Origin of the sequence: Pseudomonas sp. ANT_J28 (assembly GCF_008370005.1) — a bacterium.
In the GTDB taxonomy this organism is placed as follows: domain Bacteria; phylum Pseudomonadota; class Gammaproteobacteria; order Pseudomonadales; family Pseudomonadaceae; genus Aquipseudomonas; species Aquipseudomonas frigoris.
Genome location: NZ_VOBM01000011.1, coordinates 61,704 through 88,552 on the forward strand (window position 1 = coordinate 61,704; position 26,849 = coordinate 88,552).

21 protein-coding genes are annotated in these 26,849 nt (G+C 59.1%); 7 read left to right on the top strand and 14 right to left on the bottom strand.

The genetic code is table 11. From position 1 onward, the window contains the following. Positions 1-8: 8 nt before the first annotated feature. The 6 genes from FQ187_RS10130 to FQ187_RS10155 are packed head-to-tail and all read right to left on the bottom strand — an operon-like array spanning position 9 to position 5,469. Positions 9-1,124, bottom strand: coding sequence for an FAD-binding oxidoreductase (locus FQ187_RS10130; protein ID WP_149629355.1), 1,116 nt, complete (start codon positions 1,122-1,124; stop codon positions 9-11). Next, positions 1,121-2,482 carry an NAD(P)/FAD-dependent oxidoreductase gene (locus tag FQ187_RS10135; protein ID WP_149629356.1) on the bottom strand — a complete coding sequence of 454 codons (1,362 nt, stop codon included), beginning with the start codon at positions 2,480-2,482 and terminating at the stop codon, positions 1,121-1,123. Before FQ187_RS10135 ends, FQ187_RS10130 begins: the two co-directional genes overlap by 4 nt. After that, the gene (locus tag FQ187_RS10140; protein ID WP_123366184.1) at positions 2,479-2,769 is read right to left on the bottom strand and encodes a (2Fe-2S)-binding protein; all 291 of its coding nucleotides are present in this window, start codon (positions 2,767-2,769) and stop codon (positions 2,479-2,481) included. Before FQ187_RS10140 ends, FQ187_RS10135 begins: the two co-directional genes overlap by 4 nt. Before the next feature lie 7 nt (positions 2,770-2,776). Next, positions 2,777-3,571, bottom strand: coding sequence for an ABC transporter permease (locus FQ187_RS10145; RefSeq protein ID WP_149629357.1), 795 nt, complete (start codon positions 3,569-3,571; stop codon positions 2,777-2,779). Positions 3,572-3,577: 6 nt separating this feature from the next. After that, the gene (locus FQ187_RS10150) at positions 3,578-4,447 is read right to left on the bottom strand and encodes an ABC transporter permease (protein WP_149629358.1); all 870 of its coding nucleotides are present in this window, start codon (positions 4,445-4,447) and stop codon (positions 3,578-3,580) included. Next, complete coding sequence (locus tag FQ187_RS10155) at positions 4,444-5,469, bottom strand: ABC transporter ATP-binding protein (RefSeq protein ID WP_149629359.1); 1,026 nt, start codon at positions 5,467-5,469, stop codon at positions 4,444-4,446. The genes FQ187_RS10150 and FQ187_RS10155 overlap by 4 nt, the downstream gene beginning before the upstream one ends. Before the next feature lie 244 nt (positions 5,470-5,713). Between FQ187_RS10155 and FQ187_RS10160 the strand changes: the two genes are divergently transcribed. Beyond that, positions 5,714-6,550 carry an IclR family transcriptional regulator gene (locus tag FQ187_RS10160; RefSeq protein ID WP_149629360.1) on the top strand — a complete coding sequence of 279 codons (837 nt, stop codon included), beginning with the start codon at positions 5,714-5,716 and terminating at the stop codon, positions 6,548-6,550. A 35-nt stretch (positions 6,551-6,585) separates the two neighbouring features. Here the strand turns inward: FQ187_RS10160 and FQ187_RS10165 are convergent, their stop codons facing one another. Then, complete coding sequence (locus FQ187_RS10165; protein ID WP_149629361.1) at positions 6,586-7,338, bottom strand: anti-sigma factor; 753 nt, start codon at positions 7,336-7,338, stop codon at positions 6,586-6,588. Positions 7,339-7,546: 208 nt separating this feature from the next. On the opposite strand from FQ187_RS10165, the gene FQ187_RS10175 reads away from it, so the two are divergent. Both FQ187_RS10175 and FQ187_RS10180 read left to right on the top strand, forming a co-directional pair. Continuing rightward, positions 7,547-8,635 carry a catalase family peroxidase gene (locus tag FQ187_RS10175; RefSeq protein ID WP_149629362.1) on the top strand — a complete coding sequence of 363 codons (1,089 nt, stop codon included), beginning with the start codon at positions 7,547-7,549 and terminating at the stop codon, positions 8,633-8,635. After that, positions 8,632-9,177, top strand: coding sequence for a cytochrome b (locus FQ187_RS10180; protein WP_149629363.1), 546 nt, complete (start codon positions 8,632-8,634; stop codon positions 9,175-9,177). The genes FQ187_RS10175 and FQ187_RS10180 overlap by 4 nt, the downstream gene beginning before the upstream one ends. On the opposite strand, the gene FQ187_RS10185 is transcribed toward FQ187_RS10180, so the two are convergent. After that, positions 9,114-10,364 carry an MFS transporter gene (locus tag FQ187_RS10185; RefSeq protein WP_256667291.1) on the bottom strand — a complete coding sequence of 417 codons (1,251 nt, stop codon included), beginning with the start codon at positions 10,362-10,364 and terminating at the stop codon, positions 9,114-9,116. The two genes, FQ187_RS10180 and FQ187_RS10185, sit on opposite strands and share 64 nt — an antisense overlap. Positions 10,365-10,461: 97 nt before the next feature. On the opposite strand from FQ187_RS10185, the gene FQ187_RS10190 reads away from it, so the two are divergent. Continuing rightward, positions 10,462-10,908, top strand: coding sequence for a helix-turn-helix domain-containing protein (locus FQ187_RS10190; protein ID WP_149629364.1), 447 nt, complete (start codon positions 10,462-10,464; stop codon positions 10,906-10,908). 39 nt (positions 10,909-10,947) lie between these two features. On the opposite strand, the gene FQ187_RS10195 is transcribed toward FQ187_RS10190, so the two are convergent. Continuing rightward, positions 10,948-12,099: a carboxypeptidase family protein gene (locus tag FQ187_RS10195; RefSeq protein ID WP_149629365.1), complete on the bottom strand. Its 1,152-nt coding sequence runs from the start codon at positions 12,097-12,099 to the stop codon at positions 10,948-10,950. Between the two features lie 481 nt (positions 12,100-12,580). Beyond that, positions 12,581-12,922, bottom strand: coding sequence for a DUF6124 family protein (locus FQ187_RS10200; RefSeq protein ID WP_149629366.1), 342 nt, complete (start codon positions 12,920-12,922; stop codon positions 12,581-12,583). A 129-nt stretch (positions 12,923-13,051) separates the two neighbouring features. Here FQ187_RS10200 and FQ187_RS10205 point away from each other — a divergent pair, with 129 nt between their 5' ends. Beyond that, a complete protein-coding gene (locus FQ187_RS10205) occupies positions 13,052-13,702 on the top strand; it encodes a LexA family transcriptional regulator (RefSeq protein ID WP_149629367.1) in 651 nt (216 codons plus the stop codon). Between the two features lie 39 nt (positions 13,703-13,741). Here the strand turns inward: FQ187_RS10205 and FQ187_RS10210 are convergent, their stop codons facing one another. Genes FQ187_RS10210 through FQ187_RS10225 form a run of 4 tightly spaced genes read right to left on the bottom strand, consistent with a single transcriptional unit; the run spans position 13,742 to position 19,309 of the window. After that, positions 13,742-15,697 (bottom strand): acetyl/propionyl/methylcrotonyl-CoA carboxylase subunit alpha, encoded by a 1,956-nt coding sequence (locus tag FQ187_RS10210; protein WP_149629368.1) that lies wholly within the window; start codon positions 15,695-15,697, stop codon positions 13,742-13,744. Beyond that, a complete protein-coding gene (locus FQ187_RS10215; RefSeq protein ID WP_149629369.1) occupies positions 15,697-16,512 on the bottom strand; it encodes a gamma-carboxygeranoyl-CoA hydratase in 816 nt (271 codons plus the stop codon). The genes FQ187_RS10210 and FQ187_RS10215 overlap by 1 nt, the downstream gene beginning before the upstream one ends. Before the next feature lie 13 nt (positions 16,513-16,525). Next, a complete protein-coding gene (locus tag FQ187_RS10220) occupies positions 16,526-18,133 on the bottom strand; it encodes a carboxyl transferase domain-containing protein (protein ID WP_149629370.1) in 1,608 nt (535 codons plus the stop codon). A 12-nt stretch (positions 18,134-18,145) separates the two neighbouring features. Further along, on the bottom strand, positions 18,146-19,309 hold the full coding sequence (locus FQ187_RS10225) for an isovaleryl-CoA dehydrogenase (RefSeq protein WP_046047545.1): 1,164 nt from the start codon (positions 19,307-19,309) through the stop codon (positions 18,146-18,148). A 204-nt stretch (positions 19,310-19,513) separates the two neighbouring features. Between FQ187_RS10225 and FQ187_RS10230 the strand changes: the two genes are divergently transcribed. Both FQ187_RS10230 and FQ187_RS10235 read left to right on the top strand, forming a co-directional pair. Continuing rightward, on the top strand, positions 19,514-21,205 hold the full coding sequence (locus FQ187_RS10230; RefSeq protein ID WP_149629371.1) for an AMP-binding protein: 1,692 nt from the start codon (positions 19,514-19,516) through the stop codon (positions 21,203-21,205). 229 nt (positions 21,206-21,434) lie between these two features. Continuing rightward, complete coding sequence (locus tag FQ187_RS10235) at positions 21,435-26,630, top strand: dermonecrotic toxin domain-containing protein (protein WP_149629372.1); 5,196 nt, start codon at positions 21,435-21,437, stop codon at positions 26,628-26,630. Positions 26,631-26,849 lie beyond the last annotated feature (219 nt).

The window sequence follows — 26,849 nt, forward strand, 5'->3', positions numbered from 1 at the left end:
TTCGTCTATCAAGCAACGGAGATGGAGTGAAACCGGGTGATGGAAAACGCATCCAGCGACGTTTTTGAAGCGCCGCTGCAGATGATTTCGGTGAGGGCCTGGCCCACCGCGGGGCCGATCTGAAAGCCCGCACCGGCAAAGCCGAACGCGTGCAACAGACCGGGTTGAGTGCCACTATGGCCAATCAGCGGTTGGCGATCGGGCAGGTAACCTTCGGTGCCGCTCCAGGTGCGAATCGCCTGGGCGCCTTCAAGAAACGGATAAAGCTCGACGGCCTGACGCAGGATCTCGATCACCGCGTGCTGACCGGGCCGGGCGCGGGCGTCGTCGAGGGCAAAACCCTGGCCACCACCCAGCACGCAATTGCCACGCGCGACCTGGCGGGCATAGATGCCGCCGCCCTCGACCCCGGTGCTGGCATTCATCACCAACGGCAAGGGCTCGGTGACCAGCATCGCCGGGTGCCCGGCGTGCATCGGCACGCCCTCACCGAATTGTTCTGCCAGGCTGCCAGCCCAGGCTCCGGCGCAATTCAGCAGCCAGGGCGCCTGTAGCTTCAGACCGGTTTGCGTGCTGACGCGAAAGCGCTGGCCGTCGTGTTCCACCGCCGTCACCGGGCATTGTTCATGGACCTGCGCGCCATGTCTCTGCGCCGCCCGGGCAAACGCCGGGGAGACCAGTCGCGGGTTGGCGTGACCGTCATCGGGGCAAAACGAGGCACCGACCGCCACCTCACCGACCCACGGAAAACGTGCGCGTAATTCACAGCGCTCGAGTACCTGCAAATCGAGGCCAAAGCCCCGACTGCTGGCGGCATAGTCTTGCAAGGCGTGCAGGTCGCTGAGGCTGCGGGCCAGTTTCAAATGGCCGCTGCGCTGATACTCACCGTCGATGCCAATCAGCTGCGGCAGTTGCCCCCAGATGTCGTGGGCCCGTTGCGACAGCGGCAGTTGCGACAGCGGTCGGCCCTGACGACGCACGCCGCCGTAGTTCACGCCGCTGGAATGCGAGCCACAGAAGTCCCGCTCCAGCAGCGCCACGCGACGCCCGGCCTTGCTCAGAAACAGCGCGGCGGAGGCACCGACAATTCCGCCGCCAATGATGACGGCATCGACTTCAATCATGACTCGACCTCCAGACCAAACGGCAGGGGTTTGATGGGGGCCTGAGCCCGAAGCCTGCCGATGTCGGACACGCAGCGCTGACTTTCGCAGGCAATGATTTCCGCGGCGGCGGCGCCACACATCCGGCCCTGGCAGCGACCCATGCCGACCCGGCAATGCGCCTTGACCCGATTGATCTCCCAATGTCCCTCGCGTACCACTTGGCGGATGTCGCCGGCCCGCACTTCTTCGCAGCGGCAGATCATCACGTCATTCGGGGCATCGGCGGCCCAATTCTCAGGAAAGATGAAGGCCCGTTCCAGACCTTGGCGGAAGGTGTCGATCCGTCCCAGCGCCTGCTCCAATTGCGCCCCACGTTGCGGCGGGATCAGGTAACCGATGTCTTCGAGCAACGCCAGGGCCGCGCGTTCGCCGGCCATTTCGGCCGCGTCGGCGCCCATGATGCCGGCACCGTCACCGGCCAGGTAAACCTCGGCGACACTGCTGCGACCGGCGCTGTCACGTTGCGGCAGCCAGGCGCGGTTGAGCGGGTTCCAGGCGAATTCACAGCCAAGCAGGTCGGCGAGTTGGGTTTCACTGCGCAGGCCGTGGGCGAAGGCGACGGCGTCGCACTCCAGATGCTGATTGCCCTTCGCGTTGCGCCAGGTCAGCGATTGCACACGCTGTTCGCCGTTGATGTCTGTGAGGCTGGCACCCTGATGCACCGGGATGCCGTGGGCGGTCAGCCAGCTGCGGTAATAGATGCCTTTGGCCAGGGTGACCGGTTGCGAGAGCAGGCCGGGCAGGGCGCGGGCCTGAGCGCTGAAGGGCGAACTGTCGAGCACCGCGACCACCTTGGCGCCGGCCTTGGCGTATTGATACGCCACCAGGTACAGCAGCGGCCCGCTGCCGGCGAACACCACGCGTTCACCGATGGCGCAGCCTTGAAACTTGAGGGCAATCTGCGCTGCGCCGAGGCTGTAAACCCCAGGAAGGGTCCAACCCGGTACCGGCAGAATCCGGTCGGTGGCGCCCGTGGCGACGATCACGCGGGAGAACGCCAACCGCGCGGCGCGGCCTTCATGCAAGGTGTCTAGCGCACCGTCCTCGGCGTTCCATACCAGGGTTTCAGGACGGTAATCGAGTTGCTCGCGCAGCGCGTCGATCGTCTGATGCAACGCGTTGGCCTTCCCGGCTTCGAAGCCATACAGCTTGACTGGCGAACGCTTGAAGTTTGCCGGTTGGTGACGATAAATCTGCCCGCCACCGCGTGCTGCCTCGTCCAGCAGGACCGGGCGAACGCCATGGGTGACCAGGGTTTGTGCGGCACGAATGCCGGCCGGACCGGCGCCGATGATGACCACCGAGGGTGTGCTCATAAGTGTCGCCCCGGTTCGCGGCTGATCTGCTGCCCGGCTTCGAGCAACGTCGAGCAGGCGCGCACGCGCCGGCCGTCGCCCAGTCGAACCCAGCAGTCCTGGCAGGCACCCATCATGCAAAAACCGGCGCGGGGTTCGGCGCTGAAGTCGCTGCCGCGCAAGTGTTCGCTGCAGGTCAGCACCGCCGTCAGCAAGGTGTCGCCGAGCAGGCCGGTGGCAGGTGTGCCGTCGAGGGTAAAGTCCAAGGCCGGGCGGTCGCCTTCGGCCAGTCGTTTCAGCAGAGCCATGGCGCCCTCATTGTTTGCCCACCAGAACCCGATCGAGGCCGTAGACCCGGTCGAGCAAAATCATTGTCAGCGCGGTCAGCGCAATCACCAGTGCCGACACCGCCGCCATCATCGGATCGATGGATTCGGTGGCGTACACGTACATTCGCACCGGCAGGGTTTGCGTGGCCGGCGAGGTGACGAAAATCGATAGCGTGACCTCATCAAAACTGTTGATGAATGCCAGCAGCCAGCCACCGGCGACCCCCGGCAGAATCATCGGCAAAGTAATTTCCCTGAACAGCGTGAAACGCCCGGCACCGAGCGATTGCGCGGCGTGTTCGGCGCTGCGATCCAGGCCGATGGCCGACGCCAGCACCAGCCGCAGCACGTACGGTGTGATCACCAGCACGTGGGCGAAGATCAGCCAGGCGAAGCTGCCGTTGACGCCCATCAGCGCAAACAAGCGCAGCAACGCAACACCCAGCACCAAGTGCGGAATGATGATCGGCGACAGGAACAGACCGTTGAAAAAGTCCCGTCCGGGGAACTCGAAGCGCGTGATCGCCAGCGCTGCCGGCACCGCTATCAGCGTCGCCAGACTGGCCGCGCAGAACGCGAGGATCAGGCTGTTGTAGAACGCATCGACAAAGTCAGCACGCTCGAACACCGCGCGGAACCAGCGCAGGGAAAACTCGGTGGTCGGCAGGCTCAGGGTGTTTTCCGGGGTAAAGGCCACGAGGCAAACCACCACCAGGGGCGCCAGCATGAACAGCACCACGAAGGTATGGAACAGCAGGGCGAAAGGACCGTTCTTGGACATGACGAGTTATCCCAATGACTTCTTGTAGCGGCCTTCGATCATCCGGTTCCACGACAGCATGATCAGCAGGTTGAGCAACAGCAGGGCCACGGCGATGGCCGCACCCATCGGCCAGTTGAGCTCCGACAGGTACTGGTCGTAGATCAGCGTGGCGACCATTTTCAGTCGGCGTCCGCCGAGGAGGCCGGGGATGGCAAACGAACTGGCGGCGAGACCGAACACGATCAAGGTGCCGGAGAGCACACCGGGCATGATTTGCGGCAGCACCACTTGGCGCATCATGGTGAAGTGGCTGGCACCGAGGGACATCGCGGCCTGCTCGGCGGCCGGGTCGAGTTTTTGCAACGAGGTCCAGACCGGAATGATCATGAACGGCAGCATCACGTGGACCAGCGCGATCACCACCGCGAACGGCGTGTACAGCAGTTTCATTGGCGAGCCACCGAAGGCTTGCAGGGTCTGGTTGACCAAGCCGTCGGCACCCAGCAACAGGCTCCAGCCGAAGGCGCGCACCACCACCGAAATCAGCAACGGGGTGAGGATCAGAATCAGGAAAATCGAGCGCCACGGTGCGCCCATGCGGCTGAGGATGTAGGCCTCGGGCACGCCGATCACCACGCAGAGCAGGGTGGTCAGGGCGCTGATCCACATCGTGCGCAGAAAGATTTCGTAGAAGTACGGGTCACCCAGCAGGCTGCTGTAGTGGTCGAGGGTGTAGGCGTCGCCGTTGATCCCCGAGCTGTAGTCGAAGACGTTGAACGACAGCACCAAGGTCAGCAGCAGCGGAATAACCAGCAGGCCGAGGTATAAGGCCAGGGCCGGTGTCGACAGCCAGTAACCCTGGCGTCCCTGGCGAATGGCGACAAGCGTGCTCATGCCGGCACCTCGTCGACACTCAGCACCCGCAGCAACGTTGCGTCCCAATCGAGCCCGACCGCCGTGCCTTCGGTCAGCGGTGCCGAACCGTCGTTGCGGCGCACCACGCTGAGTTCGCCCAGGGTCGTCGACACGCCGTACAGCCATTGGCTGCCAAGAAAGAAGCGACTGACGATGTTGCCTTGCAGGCGACCCTGACCTTTATCCCGCAGATCGATTTTTTCCGGACGCAGGCTCAAGGTCAGTTCGCCGTCGCCACGGCTGCACACCTGAACAACACCGGCGCTATCACGCTCGCCCGGCAGCAGGTTGGCCTTGCCGACGAACCCGGAAATGAACTCGGTGCGCGGGTGTTCGTAGAGGGTGTAAGGCGCGTCGATCTGGGTAATGCGCCCGGCCTGCATCACCACCACCCGGTCGCTGATGGACAGCGCTTCGGACTGGTCATGGGTGACCATCAACGTGGTGATCCCGACTTCGCGCTGGATGCGGCGGATTTCGAATTGCATCTCTTCGCGCAGGTTGGCGTCGAGGTTGGACAGCGGCTCATCGAGCAGCAGCACCGGCGGCTCGATCACCAGGGCCCGAGCGAGGGCAACGCGTTGACGCTGGCCGCCGGAGAGCTCCCGGGGATAACGCTCGGCATGCTGGTTGAGGCGTACCAGTTTCAGCACCCGGTCCACTCGCTGCTGCAACTCGCCGTTGGCCACTTTGCGCATGCGCAGGCCGAAGGCGACGTTGTCTTTCACGGTCATGTGCGGGAACAGTGCGTAACTCTGGAACACCACGCCCAGACCACGGCTGGCGGGTTTGGCGTGGGTGATGTCGCGACCGTCCAGCAGGATGCGACCGCTCGTGACTTCAACGAAGCCGGCGATCATTTGCAGGGTGGTGGTTTTGCCGCATCCGGAGGGGCCGAGCAGCGAGACGAACTCGCCTTTCTCGACCGAGAGGTTGGTGGCAACGACGGCGTCGATCTCACCGTAACGTTTGCCGAGTCCTTCAAGTTGCACAAAAGCCATAACTGCGCTCCACCTGAGATTGTTATGCGTCGCCCGAAGGCGCGCTTTTTTGTATGGGCAGATACGAAAAGGTCTTGCTGGGTGCGTTGGCGCTCGACTTCAGTCGGCTGCCGCTGTTGTTCGAATCGCCCCTGTCTGGACGCAGAGTAGGACGAAGAATAGGATGGGCTCAATGATCTATTTCACTGAAGCAATGCCTATTTTCAATTTCATTCGGTGAGTAAATTAATACTCGAGAAAATCCATGACAGATTCCATTGAGCGGAATGAAAGCAAAAATGAAGTCGGTGTTGGCGCCGTCTCCAGACTGTTTGCCGTGCTGCGCAGTCTGGGTGACACCGTCGAGGGCGGGGAGCGGGTGACGCAACTGGCTCAGCGCATCGGGTTGTCGCAACCGACCACGCACCGATTGCTGCGCAGTTTGATGGATGAGGGCATGGTCGAGCAGGATGCGCGCAGCAAACGCTATCGCTTGAGTCTGGAATTTTTCGCCCTGGCAGCCCGCGCCGGGAACACCGGAAACCTGCGCGAACTGGTGCGTCCGGCGTTGCTGCGGCTGTCGGCGTCGTTGGGGGATTCGTTGTTCTTGCTGGCGCGCAGTGGTTTTGATGCGATCTGCCTGGATCGCAGTGAAGGGCCGTTTCCGATCCGCACGTTTACCGGAGACATCGGCGGGCGGGTGGCACTGGGTGTGGGGCAGGGTAGCCTGGCGATTCTGGCGTTTTTGCCGGAAGAAGAGCGCGACACGGTGATTCACTACAACTTGCCACGGCTCAAGGATTTTCACCTGTACGACGAGGTATTCCTGCGCTCGGAAGTCGAGAACGTGCGCAAGCTCGGTTATGCCGGACGCAACACCGGCGTGTTGCAGGGCATGGCCGGGGTGGCGGTGCCGATTCTGGATCGTGAAGGGCGGGCCGTGGCGGCGTTGAGTGTGGCCACCGTGAGTGATCGGCTCGGGCCGGATCGCTTGCCGACGGTGGTCGAAATGCTCAAGCGCGAAGCAGCGCTGATCGGGCCGCGGATCAATCCGTTCGACCCGTTACTGCGTAGGCCTTCGCAAGTGTTCGGGCAGGGCTGAAACCTGGACAAATCCAAGCGGGCTTGGTGGTGTGTTCAGAACTGGACGGTCTGCTTGAGCATCTGCGCCGCCGGCGTATCGGTCGGGCTGACCATCGCGTAGTTATACCCGCCCCCCGACCAGTACTCGGCCTGCAATTCGCCATCGCTGCGACTGCCCCTGGGCAACAGGTAGTTTTTCGGACCCGGTGGGCGGACGTAGAAGCTGACCTTATGGCCGCTTTGATCCTCGTAGACCACCATCGCCGCTGGCCCTTGCTCGGTGCTCAGCAAGCGTCCGCTGACCGGTTTGAAACCGGCGCCCGAGAGGTCAGGCAAGCGATTGGCTTGAGTGAAATAGCGGTCAAGCCAACCCTGCATATCACCGTCGTCGCTGACTTTGTAATCGGCCGGCAGGATGCCTTGCTGGGCAATCAGGCGATAGGCCTGCAGGGCATCGGTCATCGGCGGTGTGGCACTGATGAGCGTCATCTCCCGAGCTTGCCAACCGCTGAACCCGCCGACGCTGACCGCGATCAGCAACACGGCAGCGCTGGTCAGGTGACGGCGAGATTGTCGTTTGAGGCGTTGGCGAATCAGCGCCGGGTCGAGGTCTGGATTGGCCGGTTGCTGCAGGGCACCGCTTAATGCCGCGCGCAGTTGCTGGGCGTCCTGCTGCCAGGCACGCACTTTGGCAGCCACTTCAGCGTTGCTGGCCAGAAAAGTCTCCACCAGACGTCGGTCGGCATCGCTGAGTTGCTGGTCGACATAGGCGTGCAGGTCACGCTCGCTTGGGGGCAGGTTGATCATTTGAGTAGTCTGGGAATGATTTCTCTCAGTCGTTCGTCGATATCGTTCATGAAGTTCTGGCTAGTCACTACGCTGTGGACTAGAGAGACGCCCGGCATGCGAGGTTATTCCACGCCTGAAAAAATAAATACCGCGTGACGGAATAAACCGCCGTGGGGTTCGTCTGCTTGATCCTTCTCACTTGTGGCCGATGGCCCTGGAGTCTTTCATGGTAGATCGCTCATCACCGCCAACCCGGCCACCCTTGAGTGCCGCGAGCCTGACGTTACGTCTGGCCGGTATCGCTGTGGTGGTTGCCGCCCTGGCCGGGGCTTTTGCCTACGTCAACGGCACCTTTGACCCACAGCGCCTGACGCCGAAAAAGCTGATCAATGTGCTGGAGACCAACAACGGCGTGCACCCGGGTTTCCGGCGTAACCACTCCAAAGGCGTGTGCGTGATTGGACATTTCGAAAGCAGCGGTGAGGCGCGCAGCTATTCCAGCGCGCAGGTGTTCAATGTTGCGCGGACCCCGGTGGTCGGGCGTTTCGCATTACCGGCCGGTAATCCTTATGCGCCAGACAACAGCGTGCCGATCCGCAGTCTGGCCCTGCGCTTCACCCAGGCCAACGGCCAGCAGTGGCGCACCGGGATGAACAGCATGCCGGTGTTCCCGGTGGGTACGCCTGAAGCGTTCTATCAATTTCAGCAGGCCCAGTCGCCGGACCCGGCCACCGGCAAGCCGAACCCCACCGCGGTGCCGGCGTTCTTCGGCTCGCATCCGGAAGCTGCACCGTTCCTGGCCTGGATCAAAACCGCCAAGCCGTCGGCCAGTTACGTGACGGAAACCTACAACAGCGTCAATGCGTTTTACTTGGTGAATGCTGCGGGACAACGGCAGGCGGTGCGCTGGAGCATGGTGCCCGTCGCTCAGGATGCAGCGGGTGCTACGGCGCCTGAAGGGGGTGAATTCCTGGAGAAAGACCTGGATCAGCGTATTTCCGCAGGGCCGCTGCGTTGGCAGCTGAACATCACCCTGGCCAACCCCGGTGATCCGGTCAATGACGCCAGCAAAGCCTGGCCCGAGGGTCGCAAAGTGTTGAACGCCGGCACTCTGGTGCTCGAAAGCACTCAACCTCAACTCAATGGCGAATGCCGTGACATCAACTACGACCCGCTGGTACTGCCCGCCGGCATAGAAGGTTCCGACGACCCATTGCTCGCCGCTCGTTCAGCGGGGTACGCCACTTCCTACTTGCGTCGTACCAGCGAAGTCAGCCAGTTGCCCGCCGCTAATAAACAGGAGTCTCGTCAATGAGCGCTCAACCGAACCACTTCGCGCCTTTAGCGCGATTGCTGCACTGGCTGATGGCGCTGATGATCATTGCCATGCTGTTTATCGGCGCGGGCATGGCCGCTTCGGTGTCCGAGCGTTATGAGTGGCTGATTCATCTGCACAAACCCTTGGGCGTCGCGATTCTGCTGTTGGTGATCGTGCGCCTGGCCGTGCGCTTTTCCACTCAACAGCCACCGCTGCCGGCGGATCTGCCGGGTTGGCAAGCGCTGGCGGCCAGGGCTTCACATGTTTTGCTGTACGCGTTGATGCTGATTCTGCCGCTACTGGGCTGGGCGATGATTTCGGCGGCGGGGGATCCGGTGATGCTCAGCAGCTCATTGCAGTTGCCATCGATCCTGCCGGCCAATGCGCAGGTGTTTGCTTTCCTGCGCAAGGCTCACGGGTATTTGGCATATTTGTTGTTCCTGACGGTGCTGCTGCATTTGGCGGCGGCGCTGTTTCATGGTTGGGTGCGCCGCGATGACGTGCTGGACAGCATGTTGCGGGGCAAGGATCGCGGCTGATCTGATCTTCCAAAATCTATTGTGGCGAGCGTTCGCCACCAATAGATCAACGCCACAGCATTGATGCCTGCGCCCAGCAGGCATACGCCGAGCCACCCGGCCCACGCGTACATCGCCGTCGAACCGATCGACCCCAAGGCGCTGCCAATTGAATAGAACAGCATGTAGCCGGCGGTGAGTCGGCTTTGGGCTTCGGGCCGCACGCTGTAGATCATGCTCTGGCTGGTGACGTGCACGGCCTGCAAACCCAGATCCAACGTAATCACGCCAAGCAGCAATGCCCACAATGAGGACTGGGTGAAGGCGATCGGCAGCCAGGAAACCAGCATCAGCAAGAGCGACAAACCGCTGGTCCATTGCCCCAAACCGCGATCAGCCAGATGCCCGGCGCGAGCGGCGGCCAATGCACCGGCGGCACCTGCCAGTCCGAATAATCCGATTTGTGTGTGGGACAACGACAGCGGCGGGGCGCCCAGCGGCAGCACCATGGGCGTCCACAACACCATGGCGCTGGCGAAGGTCAGTAGCGCGAGCACCGCCCGCTGGCGCAGCACCGGTTCTTCCTTGAACAGCGTGAATACCGAGCCCAGTAAGGCGCCGTAGGAACTGGCGGGTTGCGCAACTTCATGTTTGGGCAACACACGAAACAGCAGCAACGCCATCACCAGCGTCAAAACCGCCGACAACAGATAAATCGAACGCCAGCCGGCGAGGTCAGCCATGCCGCCGGCCACTGTCCGGGCGAGCAGAATACCGACGACGATGCCGCTGGTGACCTCACCGACCACACGCCCTCGCTGTTCCGGGATGGCCAATGTCGCGGCGTAGGCCACCAACACTTGTGTCACGACAGCCAATAACCCGGTCAATGTCATGCCGACCAGCAGCCAGATGTTGTCAGGCGCCAGTGCGATCGTGAGCAAGGCCAGCGCCGACAGCACAGTTTGCGTAACGATCAGGCGCCGGCGATTGAGCAGATCACCCAGCGGCACCAGCAACACCAAGCCTGCGCCGTAACCGACTTGCGTCAGCGTGACGACGATGCCGATGGTTGCGGGGTCCATGGCGAAGGCCTCGGCCATGGCATCGAGCAGCGGTTGTGCGTAGTAAACATTGCCGACGGCCAGGCCGCAGGCGATGGCAAACAGCAGCACCACGGCGCCGCTCAATGGATGATCAGGTTTCATGACGGGCTTCCTTGTGTGGTTTCAAAGTGAAACCAGTTGTACGGTAAGGAAGCTGGTTTTATATTGCAACTACATTTGGATTGATGTGAGCGCGCTCATGGCTAAACGTACAAGCATGGAAAACGCCGAATGTCCGGTTGCCCGTTCCCTGGATGCCATTGGTGATTGGTGGTCGTTGCTGATCGTGCGCGATGCATTTGACGGCATACGCCGGTTCGGGGAGTTTCAGCGCAATTTGGGCATGGCCAAGAATATTTTGTCTGCGCGGCTGCGCACCTTGGTGGTCCATGGCATTTTCGACCTGGTGCCGGCATCGGACGGCAGTGTGTATCAGGAATATGTGCTGACCGAAAAAGGCAAAGGCCTGTTCCCGTTGATCATCGGATTGCGCCAATGGGGCGAGGCGTTTTTCTATGAGGCAGGGGAGGCGCACTCGCGGGTTGTTGACCGAGAGAACGGCCGACCGGTGCAGACGCTGGAACTACGTGCCGAGGATGGGCGCTTGCTGGGACCTGAGGATTGCGTGCGGATCGCTGCCGAGTGAGGCATGGCTGCATGCCGGACATGCAGCCATCGAGCGTGATCAGCGCAATGTATCGACCATGTCCGCCACAGTCGTCAGCACGTCCTTGCCCAATTGCTTCGAGCGTTTGCCAGACCAGCCGGTCAGCGCATTCGGCGCATCGTTGTTGTCCTTGAAGGGCATTTCGAGGGTTAGCGACAGGCAGTCGAATTTCTCGCCAACGCTGTTGCACGCCAGGGTCATGTTGGCTTTGCCCGGTTCGTCGCGGGTGTAGCCGTGCTTGGTCTGGAAGTCCTTGGTCAGGTGCTTCAGATGACTGCGGAAATGCTCTTCAAGTTTTTCGATTCGTGGCGTGTAGCCCGGGTTACCTTCGCAACCGGCGGTGAACACGTAGGGGATTTCTTCATCGCCATGGATGTCGAGGAACAGGTCCACGCCGTACTTTTCCATCTGCTGCTGAACGAACAGCACTTCCGGGCTGATTTCCTGGTTGGCGCTCTGCCAGGCGCGGTTCAGGTCCTGGCCCATGGCGTTGGTGCGCAGGTGACCGTGGAAAGCGCCGTCCGGGTTCATGTTCGGAACCAAATATAGATCGGCGCTAGTCAGCAGTTTGTTCAATATCGGGTCGTCGTGTTTTTCGAGACGTTCGATCACGCCTTCCATGAACCACTCGGCCATGTGTTCACCGGGATGTTGCTGGGCGATGATCCAGACCTTGCGTTGACCTTCGGCGCCCGTGCCTTTACGCAGCAACTGGATGTCTCGACCTTCGACGCTCTTGCCGGTGGCCAGCAGTTCGGTGCCAGCCTTGGTCAGCGCTTGCTCGATCAGCCAGTCGTGACGGCCACGGCTGTAGGGTTCGAAGTAAGCAAACCAGGCGTGGGTGGCGGTGGCCTCAAGGCTGAAGCGCAGGCAGTCACCTTCGAAAATGGTCGGCACCCGGAACCAGTTGACGTGGTCGTAGGACGCTACCGCCTGATAACCATCCCAGGCCTTGTTGTAGGAGGACTTGCTGGCATTGTTCAGACGAAACCAGTGTTCCTGACCGACGTGCAGGCCGCTGGCCTTGAAGTGGAACCACTGAAAGTGCTGGCTGCGGGTGTCTGGCTTGATGGCCAGCAGGGCTTGCAACGGATTGCTGATGTCCAGCACTTCAATGTTGCCACTGTCGAAGTTGGCACTGATGTCGAAAGAGGATTTAGCCACGGTCATAGTCGATTCCTGAATATGATTTTATGGCTGCTACTTTACACGCTGGGAAGGGAAAAACCGGGGGAAATTCTGCGCTGAAGCGGGGGGCGTCCTCCCTGACGCCGACGCAGCTTAGAGACTGTACGATTGATTCTCAAGCGCTATTTTTTGATTGGTTTTGGCCAATGATGCCGGGCTTCTCTTGCCAACGGATATTCTTTTGATATCATCCGCGCCATCGAATTTGCAGCACCTAAAGACTTCATTAGCCTGAAGGTAAAGCCAGAATAACTGGCAAAAAAAGACCCGGCAAAAGCCGGGTCGAAAACCGTGATTAGCCTGATGAGGAGATAGTCCAGGAGACCGACCTAAGGTCACTTGGACAATCGACTGATCTCGCGACCAGCTGCATGCAATAATAATCATTATCATTTACAAGTCAAATGTTTTTATTTGCGCGATTGGAAAGCTCTTTCCCGTCCTCCTCGACAGTACCCTCGTCTCACCCGTTCTGATCGCCCTCCAGGGATCGATCCACCATCGCCTTGGCCATGTCGATCATGTGTACCGCCGAAAACGCCAGGTCCCGACTTGCGCCCTGCAAATTGCTGGCTGACTCGTACGCGATGGCGGCGGCACAACGCAGCAAATCCGTGGCATGGACCAGCGCCTCTTCGCAGCTGATGTTGCGGTTTACGTCAAAGAAACGTTCTTCGACCACTTCCTCTGAAACAGTTGGTTTCAAGTAATAGTCCAGTGCTCGTTGCGCGGCGGCAGAGCCTTTGGGCGAGGTGAGGGAAGTGTCGATTTGCATGTCGGGCAGGTCGTTGCAGGGGATGGACATGGTGATGGCAAGCTCCGTGATAGGTTCAGATCCGTGAACCAATCCTAGTACTAACTGTATTTATGACGAAAGTTTAAATACTACAATTTGTGTTTTGATGGCCGGAGGCGCCCACGTATCGTGCTGCACATGGATAAATGGATTGAGTTGGTCAAGGCCAAGATGAGTGAGCTCAAAGTCACTCAAGAAGAACTCGCAGATCGCCTCGGGATGTCCCAGGGCGGCGTCGGCCACTGGCTGAATAAACGCCGCGACCCTGGCGTCGTCAACATGAACCGTGTGTTGAAGGCGCTGGGCATGGACTTTCTCGAAGTGGCGCTGGTGATCCGCGAACCACTCATCTTGGAAGAGGAGGAGATGCCTCTGGCGCTGAAGTACAACCCGTACTTCCGCTACCCGGTCAGTGACTGGAAGGAGCCGGCGCAGCTGCGCGATGGTGAGCTGACGGTGTATCGCAAGGAGGAACGCTTCGAGCTGACCGACTACCACGCCCAGGGCCCGGCCTTCTGGCTGAGTGTGGTGGGCGATGCGATGACCGCGCCCACGGGTATCAGCATTGCCGAGGGCATGATGATCCTGGTGGACCCGGCCATCGTGCCGGAACCCGGAAAACTGGTGATCGCCCAGTGGCCGGACAGCGCGGAGGCGACCTTTCGCAAGCTGATCGAAGAGGGCGGGCAGCGTTACCTGGTCCCGCTCAATCCGACCTATCCGAAGGCTATCTTCACCGACGAGTGCCGAATTATCGGCGTAGTGGTTCAGGCAACCGCCAAATTCTAATCAGATCGGTCCTCGCAAGACGTAGGACCGATCTTCATTTCATGCTTCCTCAAACTCGACCAATGCACTGCCTTCACTGACCATCTCGCCTTCCTGGCAATACAGCGCCTTGATCACTCCGGCGTGTGGTGCACGAATGCTGTGCTCCATTTTCATCGCCTCGAGCACCACCAACTGCGCCCCGGCTTCGACTGTCTGCCCGGCTTCCACCAATACCCGCACGATGCTGCCATTCATGGGAGCGCTCAGCCCGCCGTGATGGCTGTGACTGGCCTCGACGGCACTGATCGGGTCGTAGGCCTCGATGCGGCGCAATTCACCTTCCCATTGCAGATACAGAACGTCGCCTCGGCGGATTGCCCGATGCTGGCGGCGCAGGCCGTTGTGCTCGGTCAGCAGTTGCTCGCTCCTGAGTTGAGCTGTGTGGGCATCAGCGTCGCCCAACGTCAGCGCGCGATCCTGGCCTTCACAACTCAAATGCAGGGTGATTTCTGTCGGCAGTCCGGCGCGGAAACCATTGCTGTTGGCCCAAGGCGAAACCGGGTCATCGGCACGGGTCGTCCTCGGCTGGCTTTGGGCAAACGCCTGGGCGGCGGCTTGCCAGAATTCGTCACTGAGGTCCGAGGCAACTGGCAGCAGTTCTTCCTGATAACGCGGAATAAACCCGGTATCCAGCTCTGCCGCAGCAAATGCCGGATGAGCGACGATCCGGCGCAGGAAGTTGATGTTGGTCTTGAGCCCGCCAATGGCAAATTCATCGAGCATGCTCAGCAGCCGCAGTCGCGCCTGTTCACGATCCTCGCCCCAGGCAATCAGTTTGCCGAGCATCGGGTCGTAGAACGGTGAAATCTCATCGCCTTCTTCGACGCCACTGTCCACCCGCCGTCCCGGACCTTGCGCGGATTCACGATACAGCTCCAGTCGACCGGTCGCCGGCAGGAAATCATTGCCCGGATCTTCGGCATACAACCGTACTTCGATGGCATGGCCGATCAGCGGAACCTCGGCTTGAGTCATCGGCAGCGCTTCGCCGCGAGCCACACGAATCTGCCAGGCCACCAGATCGAGGCCGGTGATGGCTTCGGTGACCGGGTGTTCGACTTGCAGACGGGTGTTCATCTCCATGAAGAAGAACTCACCGCGAGAATCCAGCAGAAACTCCACGGTGCCGGCGCCGACGTAACCGATGGCCTGTGCCGAACGCACTGCGGCTTCACCCATGGCGCGACGCAGTTCCGGGCTCAAGCCTGGAGCGGGTGCTTCTTCAACGACTTTTTGGTGCCGACGCTGGATCGAGCAATCACGTTCGTTGAGGTACAGGCAGTTGCCATGCTGGTCGGCGAAGACCTGGATTTCCACGTGGCGCGGTTTGAGCAGGTACTTCTCCACCAGCATCCGCGAATCGCCGAACGAGGATTTCGCTTCACGTTGGGCCGAGGCCAGGGCTTCGGCCAACTGGCTGACGTCCTCGACCACTTTCATGCCTTTGCCGCCACCGCCCGCGGTGGCCTTGAGCAACACCGGATAACCGATGCGTTCGCAGGCGTCGCGGAAGGTGTCGAGGTCCTGAGCCTCACCGTGATAGCCAGGCACCAGCGGCACGCCGGCGGTTTCCATCAAGGCTTTGGCCGCGGATTTGCTGCCCATCGCATCGATGGCCGAGGCGGGCGGGCCGAGGAAAATCAGGCCGGCTTCTTCGATCGCGCGGGCGAACCCGGCGTTCTCGGAAAGAAAGCCATAACCCGGATGAATCGCCTGAGCGCCACTAGCCTTGGCCGCGGCGATCAGTTTGTCGATTTGCAGGTAACTGTCGGCGGCTTTGCTGCCACCGAGGTCGACGCGGATATCCGCTTCGCGGCTGTGCCGGGCTTCACGGTCGGTGGCGCTGTGCACGGCCACGGTGGTCAGGCCCAGGGCCTTGGCGGTGCGCATCACCCGGCAAGCGATTTCGCCGCGGTTGGCCACCAGCAGGGTGGTGAGAACAGGTGCGCTCATCAACGCGGCTCCTTGGTGGTGGTTTCGGCTTGCCAGCTCGGCGGACGCTTTTGCAGAAAGGCCCGCAGGCCTTCCTGACCTTCGGGGCTGACGCGGATGCGGGCGATGGCGTTTTCGGTGTAGCGGCGTAGTGCCGGGGTCAGCGCGCCGTGGCCGACTTCGCGCAGCAATTCCTTGCTGGCGCGCATGGCGGCCGGGCTGTTGAGCAACAGGTTGTCGATCCATTGCTCGACTTTCTGTTCAAGTTCAGCGATCGGATAACTCTCCGATAACAAGCCGATTTCCCGCGCTCGTTGTCCGCCGAAACGCTCGGCAGTCAGCGCATAGCGACGTGCCGCGCGTTCGCCGATGGCTTGAACCACGAACGGACTGATCACCGCCGGGGCCAGGCCGATGCGCACTTCCGACAGGCAGAACTGCGCGTCGTCGGCGCCAATCGCCATGTCGCAGCAACTGATCAGGCCCAGCGCACCACCGAATGCAGCGCCTTGCACCACCGCCAGCGTCGGGACTTTCAGCTTGGCGAGGTTGTACATCAACTCCGCCAGTTCCCGGGCGTCGTCGAGGTTGGTGTGGTAATCGAGTTCGGCCGATTGCTGCATCCAGGCCAAGTCTGCGCCGGCGCTGAAATGCTTGCCGCGTCCGCGCACCAGCAGAAACCGCAGGCTGGTGTCGCTCGACACTTTGTCCAGTGCGAGGATCAGTTCGCGGATCATTTCGGCGTTGAAGGCGTTGTTCTTTTCTTCACGGCTGAGCCACAGGGTCGCGAAACCACGCGGGTCGGTCAGCAGTTCGAGGGTGTTGAAGTCGCTCATGATTTTCTCCCGATCACATCCGGAACACGCCGAAGCGGCTCTGTTCGACAGGCGCATTCAGCGACGCCGACAAGGCCAGGGCCAATACATCGCGGGTTTGCGCCGGGTCGATGACGCCGTCGTCCCACAACCGGGCGCTGGAGTAGTAGGGATGACCCTGTTCTTCATACTGGTCGAGGATCGGTTGCTTGATCTCGGCTTCCTGCTCGGCGCTGAAACCGTGACCACTGCGCTCGGCCTGCTCGCGTTTAACCTGCACCAAAACACCCGCAGCCTGCTCGGCGCCCATCACGCCGATCCGCGCATTCGGCCACATCCACAGGAAGCGTGGATCGTAAGCCCGGCCGCACATGCCGTAGTTACCGGCACCGAAACTGCCCCCGATGATCACGGTGAATTTCGGCACCTTGGCGCACGCCACGGCGGTCACCAGTTTTGCGCCATGCTTGGCGATGCCGCCGGCCTCGTATTTCTGGCCGACCATGAAACCGGTGATGTTTTGCAGGAACAACAATGGAATGCCGCGCTGACAGGCCAGCTCGATGAAGTGCGCTCCTTTCTGCGCGGCTTCGGCGAACAGAATGCCGTTGTTGGCGAGGATGGCGATCGGGTAACCGTGCAAGTGGGCAAAGCCGCACACCAGGGTCGTCCCGAACAGCGCTTTGAATTCGTCGAACACCGAACCGTCCACCAACCGCGCGATCACTTCGCGCACGTCGAACGGCTGCTTGGCATCCGCCGACACCACGCCGTACAACTCGTCGCTGTTGTAGAGCGGGGCGATGGGCGTGCGTTGTTGCACTTCACCGAGTTTGCGCCAGTTGAGGTTGGCGATGCTGCGTCGCGCAATGGCCAAGGCGTGTTCGTCGCTCTCGGCGTAATGGTCGGCCACCCCGGAAATCTTGCAGTGCACATCGGCCCCACCGAGGTCTTCGGCGCTGACCACTTCACCGGTCGCGGCTTTTACCAGTGGCGGGCCGGCGAGGAAAATCGTCGCTTGCTCGCGCACCATGATCGCTTCGTCGGCCATGGCCGGTACGTACGCGCCACCGGCGGTGCAGGAACCCATGACCACCGCGATTTGCGGGATGCCCATGGCGCTCATGTTGGCCTGATTGAAGAAGATCCGTCCGAAGTGCTCACGGTCCGGGAACACTTCATCCTGACGTGGCAGGTTGGCGCCGCCAGAGTCCACCAGGTAAATGCACGGCAAGCGGTTTTGCTGGGCGATGGTTTGGGCGCGCAGGTGTTTTTTCACGGTCAGCGGGTAATACGAGCCACCTTTTACGGTGGCGTCGTTGGCGACGATCATGCATTCGACGCCTTCCACACGGCCGATCCCGGCAATCACGCCAGCGGCCGGAACATCTTCGCCATAAACCTCGTAGGCCGCCAATTGGCTGATCTCGAGAAACGGCGAACCCGGATCGAGTAGACGATTGATCCGTTCACGAGGCAGCAGTTTGCCCCGCGAGGTATGGCGCTCTTGCGCCTTCGGGCCGCCACCTTGCTGCACTTTAGCGAGCAGGGTGTGCAGGTCGTCGACCTGTTTGAGCATCGCCGCGCTGTTGGCCGCGAACTCCGCCGAACGGGGGTTGAGCTGGGTATGCAGGATAGCCATGGACAGCTCCGTTTAGCGGGTTTCGTTGAACAGTTCGCGACCGATCAGCATGCGACGGATCTCACTGGTGCCGGCACCGATTTCGTACAGCTTGGCGTCACGCAGCAGACGACCGGCCGGGAATTCGTTGATGTAGCCATTGCCACCGAGAATCTGGATCGCGTCGAGGGCCATTCGGGTCGCGCATTCGGCGCTGTAGAGGATTACTCCGGCGGCGTCCTTGCGCGCGGTTTCGCCGCGTTCGCACGCTTGCGCTACCGCATAGAGGTAGGCGCGGCTGGCGTTGAGTTGGGTGTACATGTCGGCGACCTTGCCCTGGATCAGCTGGAATTCGCCGATGCTTTGGCCGAACTGTTTGCGGTCGTGGATGTACGGCACGATCAAGTCCATGCAGGCTTGCATGATCCCGGTCGGGCCGCCGGACAGGACAACGCGTTCGTAATCGAGGCCGCTCATCAGCACTTTCACGCCACCGTTGAGCACGCCGAGGATGTTTTCTTCCGGCACTTCGACGTCGTCGAAGAACAGCTCGCAGGTGTTGGAACCGCGCATGCCGAGTTTGTCGAATTTGTTGCTGCGGCTGAAGCCTTTGGAATCACGTTCTACGATGAACGCGGTGATGCCGTGGGGGCCTTTTTCCAGGTCGGTCTTGGCGTAGATCACATAGGTGTTGGCGTCCGGGCCGTTGGTGATCCAGGTCTTGCTGCCGTTGAGGACGTAGTGATCGCCGCGTTTATCGGCACGCAATTTCATCGATACCACGTCAGAACCGGCATTCGGCTCGCTCATGGCCAGGGCGCCAATGTGCTCGCCGCTGATCAGTTTCGGCAGGTATTTGGTTTTCTGTTCGTGATTGCCGTTGCGGTTGATCTGGTTGACGCAGAGGTTGGAGTGCGCGCCGTAGGACAGGGCGACCGAGGCCGAACCGCGGCTGATTTCTTCCATGATTACCACGTGAGCCAGGTAACCCAGGCCAGCGCCGCCGTACTCTTCCGGGACGGTCACGCCCAGCAGGCCCATGTCGCCGAATTTGCGCCACAAGTCGGCGGGGAACAGGTTGTCAATGTCGATCTGAGCGGCGCGTGGTGCGATCTCTTTGGCGACGAAGGACTGAACCTGATCGCGCAGCATGTCGATGGTTTCACCGAGGGCAAAGTTCAGGGATGGGTAGCTCATGGGTCACCTTTTGGCTTTTTTGTAGGGTAGGGAGGGCAGTGATGTGGCTCTCACCTTTACGTTAACGTAAGCCTGTGACGAATGGCTGTCAATCACCCTTTACGTTAACGTCAACTTGAGCGAGAGTAGAGCCAGTTCTGAATGATCGGGGCTAGCCATATGCCTCGTTCCAACAACCCACTAATAAAGACAATAGGGGTCGTCATGGATCAACCCAGTGCAAGCCCGCAGCGCAGTTACACCCGTGGTTCCCAGGACAAAGCTTTGCTGGCGATGACCATCGGCCAGGCGTTCGATAACACCGTCGCGCAGTACCCGACCGGGGAGGCGCTGGTCGTGCGCCATCAACAGTTGCGTTACACCTGGCAGCAACTGGCCGAAGCCGTGGATCTACATGCCAAGGCGCTGTTGGCGCTGGGCTTGCAGGTCGGTGACCGTCTCGGCATTTGGGCACCGAACTGCGCCCAATGGTGTATCAGTCAGTTCGCCAGCGCGAAAATCGGCGTGATTCTGGTCAACATCAACCCGGCCTACCGCAGCTCCGAACTCGAATATGTGTTGAAGCAATCCGGTTGCCAATGGCTGGTCTGCGCAGGTGCCTTCAAGACCTCCGACTATCACGGAATGCTGCAAGGCCTCGTTCCCGAACTGGTTGAGCACTCCATCGGAAAGTTGCAGAGCGAACGACTGCCGGAGCTGCGCGGTGTCATCAGCCTTGATGCTCAGCCGCCATCGGGCTTCCTGCCTTGGTCGCAATTGACCGATCTCGCGGGGAGCGTGTCGGCCGAGCTGTTGAGTGAACGTCAACACAGCCTGCATTTCGACCAGGCAGTAAACATCCAGTACACCTCCGGCACCACCGGTTTCCCGAAAGGCGCGACCCTCAGTCACTACAACATTCTGAACAACGGTTACATGGTCGGCGAAAGCCTTGGCCTGACCGCGAGTGATCGTCTGGTCATCCCGGTGCCGCTGTATCACTGCTTCGGCATGGTCATGGGCAATCTCGGCTGCGTCACCCACGCCAGCACCATGATTTACCCCAACGACGCCTTCGATCCATTGCAGACTCTGAGCACCGTCGCCGAAGAAAAAGCCACCGCGCTTTACGGCGTGCCGACCATGTTCATCGCCATGCTCGATCAGCCCAAGCGCGCCGAGTTTGATCTGTCCAGCCTGCGCACCGGGATCATGGCCGGGGCAACCTGTCCGATTGAGGTCATGCGTCGGGTCATCAGTGAGATGCACATGAGCGAAGTGCAGATCGCCTACGGCATGACGGAAACAAGCCCGGTGTCGTTGCAGACCGGTCCGTCAGACGAACTGGAACTGCGCGTCACAACCGTCGGCCGCACCCAGCCGCAACTGGAAAGCAAAATCATCGACGAGGCGGGCAATCTGGTACCGCGCGGCACCATCGGTGAGCTGTGTACTCGAGGCTACAGCGTGATGCTCGGCTACTGGAATAACCCGCAAGGCACCGCCGAGGCCATCGATCAGGCCGGCTGGATGCACACCGGTGATCTGGCGAGCATGAACGACGAAGGCTACGTATGCATTGCCGGACGTAACAAGGACATGATCATCCGTGGCGGTGAGAATATTTACCCGCGGGAGCTGGAAGAGTTCTTCTTTACCCATCCGGCGGTGGCGGATGTGCAAGTGATCGGGATTCCGTGCTCGCGGTATGGCGAAGAGATTGTCGCCTGGATCAAGTTCCACCCTGGCCACAGCGCTACCGAAGAAGAGCTCAAAGGCTGGTGCAAGACGCGCATCGCGCACTTCAAGACCCCGCGATACTTTAAGTTTGTCGAAGAGTTTCCGATGACGGTGACGGGTAAGGTCCAGAAATTTCGCATGCGTGAAATCAGCATTGAGGAATTGGCCATCGCTTAATATTGATGAGCAAAAAAATGCCGCTGGAAACGTCATTGGGCCGGCATGCTAATGACGTTTCGGTCCTCCTGTTTGCGAGTTTGAGGTGGGTGGTAAATATATATATTTCACATTCGATTAATAGGGTTTGTGCTTCGTTATTTTCTCGATTGCTTGCAATTTTTTAGTCTGTTTTACCGCGGGTGAGGCGCGTAGTTTGTCTGTCTTGATATTTACTCAAGGCAGCTTAATGATGACTCAGACAATAGCGGAACTCCGCAATGCGCGACAAAATTCTGAAATATCCGGCGACAAGAGTATTCATAAGGACTTTATAGAAAAAAGTATTCCGCAGTGGTTGACTCGCAGCCCTCTTAAAAGAATCGGTGCCTTGAAAAGCACCAGATTCGATATTCCGGACTGGTATAGAGCGGCGTCAGAAACCCTGCATGAAGCGGCCGGTAGCGCTCTAAAAGAGACCTGGAACTCGCAAAATGCGATCGATCAAATGCTGGAAGGGCTGCCGGATGTTTATGCCTTTGCCAAGCGATTGCTCCAGGCCAGATTGAAAGTCAAGTACGGTGTAGAAGATGATGTGGAGAAAACGTTTGTAAGGCTGTATTGGCAAACCGGGCTTGTTTCTCGTGGGTTTAAAACCCGAACAGTTTCATTGTTGGATGCTGCGTTACATAATTTTTCAAATTCCGAAGTGTTTCATTCTGATTCGATGTTTATCAGTCAGCCGGATGCGCGTGGACATTTCGATGTAAAGGGCTTGACTCTTGGCAAAATGGACATCAAGCAGTTTGTGGAACTTTGTCGAGTTCTGGATATCGGCGCCAGGTACAGTCGCTATCTAAGAAGGAATTTGCTTCCTGTCGATGGCTTGGCTCAGGTGGTTCTGCAGCGCAAAGTCGTCAAAAGCCAAAAAGATGCATTGAGAACGGCTGCGCAACTGGCGCTGATGAAAGAAGACATTGATGAGAGCGCCCACGGGGTCGTCATGAGCATCATCAATGAACAGAAAGTTCTGCATTGGGCTGGCAAGAGAGTGTCGTGCTACAGCCTGGAGATGCTCGGTGTGGCACTGAGCGGAGTTTTCGTCATTACAGCGAATGAACAATCCAGTCGTGATTTCGATCCTGTGATTGCTTACGTTCCCCATGATCCTGAACATCCCCTGAAGGTGTACGCGTCGGGAGCCGACTTTACCAACGAATTGATTCGTCAGTTACGCGAAAATGCCCGCTCTGGAGCGGAAGCAGCCTTGGTCATGGTTACTCTGGGGGGGTCGCAACCTACCCGGGCAGAAAGTTACCAGCATTTTTTCACGCAGTTTGTTGCGCACAAGGAGCGAGGACATTTTCTGGCGAAGCTCAATGAGCGTCTGCGCGAGGTTAAATGGCATGAAACGCCACCAGGTGAGGGCCAGCCTGCCTGGCGTGAAGAGGACATTCAAAAGCCCAACCTGGAGTTCAAGTACCAAAGTTTTGAAGTCGATCTCGAAAACCGCTTTGACGGTGATATCTGGCAATACCTGTATCGGCTGACAATAAACAAGATTCTCAACGATGCGCGTGAAGTCGCGATATCCACGGCCTACGCTGATCGGATGGCCCGATGGGCCTGGTGGGACAATCTGGAAAAAATAGCGGCACAAGCGCTCAATGTGGCACTGCTGGTTGTGACCCCTTTTGTACCTTTTCTCGGGGAGTTGATGATGGCCTACACCGCCTATCAACTGACCAGCGATATTGTCGAGGGCGTTATGGACCTGGCCGTGGGCCATGGTGCCGAAGCGGCCGAGCATTTGATCGGGGTGGTGGAGAGCATCGTTCAACTGGGTCTGTTTGCAGCGGGGGCACAGATTGGCAAGTTGGTCCTCCCCATGCTTTCGCCTGTTCTTGAGCAGGCCATTGCTGTCGAGTCGCCCAAGGGTAAGCGCTTGTGGTATCCGGACCTGGAGCCCTACGCGCAGCGCAACCCGATTTTGCCAGCAGACTCAACCCCGGATGCACTTGGAGTGCATCAACACGAAGGCAAAAAAATCCTGCCTCTCGATGGTAAGTACTATGAACTCAAGGAGGAACCACAAACGGGACAGTACCGACTTCAGCACCCTGAACGGAGTGATGCCTATCAACCCGGCGTTAGGCACAACGGTGTGGGCGCGCTGGTCATTGAGGGCGAACAGCCAAGGTCCTGGGATGAGCAGACCCTGATGCGCCGGTTGGGGCCTTCGGTGAACTCGTTCAATGACACCGAGTTGTTGCAGATCCGTGCTATCAGCGGCACTGATGAGGCTGAATTACGGGGGGTGTATGTCGAGAACGAACCGCCGCCGCCCTTGTTGGCGGACACTATCAATCGCTACAACGTTCTTGAGGCCGTTGGTCTGGTGAAGGACCAGATTCGCTCGGGGCAGCCTATGGATCCGTCGTCCTATTGGTTTGAACAGATGGTGACCGATTTCGAGGGTTGGCCGAGCGACAGGGCATTGGAGGTCTTTCAACAGTCTGACCTGAGCGGACCTTCACGCAAATACGGGAAGGCGGATGCCGACACACAGAGCACTCTCAGGATCAGCCTCGGGGATGTCATGAGCGGAAAGTTGCCGGAGCGGGTGGTGAGCTTCCTGGATGAGGGCGAGTTGAGGGCACTGCTGGGACGGGACGTCCCCAGGGATCAGCAGGTGCGGCAGCTACGAGCCCAACTGGCCGATTACATCGAGGGGCGAAAAAGTGATGTTTTCAACAATATCTATCGCTTTCGTGAGCGTTCCGACATTGCACACCTGAGGATCTTGCAGCGTGAGTTTCCAGGCCTTCCGCGCAGTGTTGCCGAGAAAGTACTGGCGCGTGCCGAAGTTGCCGAACAGGCGGTGATGACTGACGAAGGCCGCATTCCGTTGAGGCTGAAGAATCTGGCGCGTGAACTCCAGTTTGAAGCCAGGGCCGCCCGTGCTTATGAGGGTTTTTATCAAAACACGTTGTTCACGCCCGAAACCGAAAGGCTGAGCCTGAGGGCGCTTGCTGTCTACAGCGATGCATTGACTGACCTACGCATCGATGTTCGCTCCGGAACCTCCGATGGTCCTTTGCGGAGCAGCGTGGGTGCCCAAAAGGCGTCCACGGTCAGGCATTTGGTTCGCGATGAAAACGGACTGTACGAACTCTTTGATGCGCAGGATAAAAAGCTGCGGGACGCTGATGATTTCTTTGAGGCCATCCTGTATTCGCTGCCTGCACAAAAGAGGGCTGAACTGGGATTTCGGCCTGGCCAGGGCCCGCAGCTCAAGGAATGGTTGATGGAAAAAGTACTGGCGCCGGGGGATCGCCGGGTTGCTCTGGCTCAACCCCCTGTGCGTCTCACGCCTGATATACAGAACAGCGTGTTGGTCAAGGGGCCGGTGATCAGCCGGATCAGTAAATGGCGACAAGACCGGATTCAGGATCGACGGCTTCGGGCTCTGTATCCGCGTCACACCGACGAGGAATTGAGCGCAGTAGTGCAGGCGTTGAACACCGATGCGTCGATCACACTGGAAACACTCGAACAGGAGAAAATGCAGTTAAAGGGCCAGTTGAGCGAGTGGGAAGCTTCATTCCAGGACAGTGGTTTTTGGACGGATACGCGTAGTCGGTTTTCCAAGGCACTACTCGATGCCTGGGAGGCGCCGTCCAGAGCATTCAGGGACGAGACCGGTGATCGGCGATTTGGTGTCAGGCTGCAGGTGCCGAATGTCGAAATGGATTTGCTGTTGCTGGAGTTTCCACGGTTGACGGCAAACTTCCGTAAGGTGACCAGTCTGAATCTCTCGGGTCGTCATTTCAATGAAAGCCACAACGCTTTTCTGGAGTTGTTCCCCAAGCTGGAGGCTCTCGGTTTGGCAGGGAATCAGCTTGAAAGGGTTCCCGGTGCAATCGGAAAAATGCGTAACCTCCAAAGTCTCGATCTTTCCTCAAACAAGATTTCACTGATTCCGGAAGAGGTTGCTCAGCTCAGAGAGTTGCGACGGCTTCGGGAACTGTGGTTGAACAATAACCCTGATTTGAATGCCGTGCCGGACATCAGTCAGATGCCTGATCTGCGTGAACTCGACTTGAGCGGCACGAGTGTGCAGGAGTGGCCGGTCGGGCTCTTTGCCAGTCCCCGTGATCAGTCATTCCGGTTGGAGTTGAATAACACTTCAATCAAACAAATACCTGAAGTCGCACCGGGCTCCACGAAAGCAGAAACCATCGCCCGTGCCAGGCTGGATCGGAAAAAGCTCGATCTCGACCACGAGACTCGATTTGCGCAATATCGCGAATCAGTCGGGCTGGATCCTGAGCGCACTTATGAACCAAGGGGTGACAGTGTTTTCTGGCTGGAAGAGATGCCTTTCGAAGAAAGGAGCGACCTTGAGGCGCTGTGGGATAGCGTTGAACAGGAACACGGCTCCCAAGGGTTCTTTGAAGTGATCAAACAGTTGGAAATGCCTGATCGTTTTGAAACGGTCGAAGACGAAATGGCCTATGAGTACAACCAGGAAGATCTCAGCAAGCGTGTCTGGCGAATGCTCAAAGCTGTTGCCGACGATGATGAGCTGCGCGATCGGCTCTTCAAGAACGCAAGCTTTCCTGGGCGCTGTGCGGATGGGGGCGCGGGTATTTTTAATGATATGGGCATCGACGTGCTTGCGTCGGAGCATCGTCGATACTACTTGCCCGAGCAACAGGAGATTAAGCAGGCGGCGTTGGCCAAAGGGGCGGCGCGTCGCAAACATCTCGACGAAGTTGTCAAGGCAGATATTGCCCACCGCATCAAACCTGTTGCAGAAGGAGGGCTCGGGCAGCACTTCAGAGGACAGCTCGTTGACGGTGTTCCTGAGAGAAAGGGCTTGCTTGAGGTGGAAATGTACCTGGCCTATCACACTCGACTCGCGCAGCGTCTGGACTTGCCTTGGTTATCCGACCACATGGTGTATCGCAGGCAGGCGCTGGTAACGGATGCGCAGATTGAAGCGGCCCATGATTCGGTGCTGGCATTGGGTGAGGGGGACGGATTGATCAACAAGATGCTGCTTGAGCCCTACTGGGAGAACTGTTTGAAAGAGAGGTACGGTCCTGAATTGCAGGCCTACCAGGAGCGTAACGACGGCTTGTATGAGTCACTTGATGATTTGCAGTCGGCTCACAAGGATTGGATAAACCCGCAACGCCAGTCCCCTGAAAGCAAAGCGCAACTCAAGAACCGCCTGGAGGCACTGACCAGTGAATTGAGTGAGATCGGGGTAACAAAAGCCGAGGTCTTGAGTGACATCCCCATCTCGGAAGAGCGTTCCAGCCAACTTATCAATGAACTGGGTTACAAACGTAATGAAATGTTCCGCAAGTTGACGCGAGACGCATTGGAGCGAGGGAAAGAGGTTCGCAATCGTGATGATGCCGTAGCGCTCAATTGACTTCAAAGTGATTGAGGGTGATCAAGGATACCGGGAAATGTCTTTCCCGGTGTTCCTGATGAATTAATGCTGTGGCGGAAAGCACAAAGGGGAGCCGAAGCTCCCCTTTAATTTTGTCGTTGCGCGTGCTCTTTTTTTATTATTGAGGGGCGGTCTGTTGTTGTTTTTGGAAACCGTGACCCTTTGCCGCTGTTTTTGTCGATCCCCATCCGGGATCAA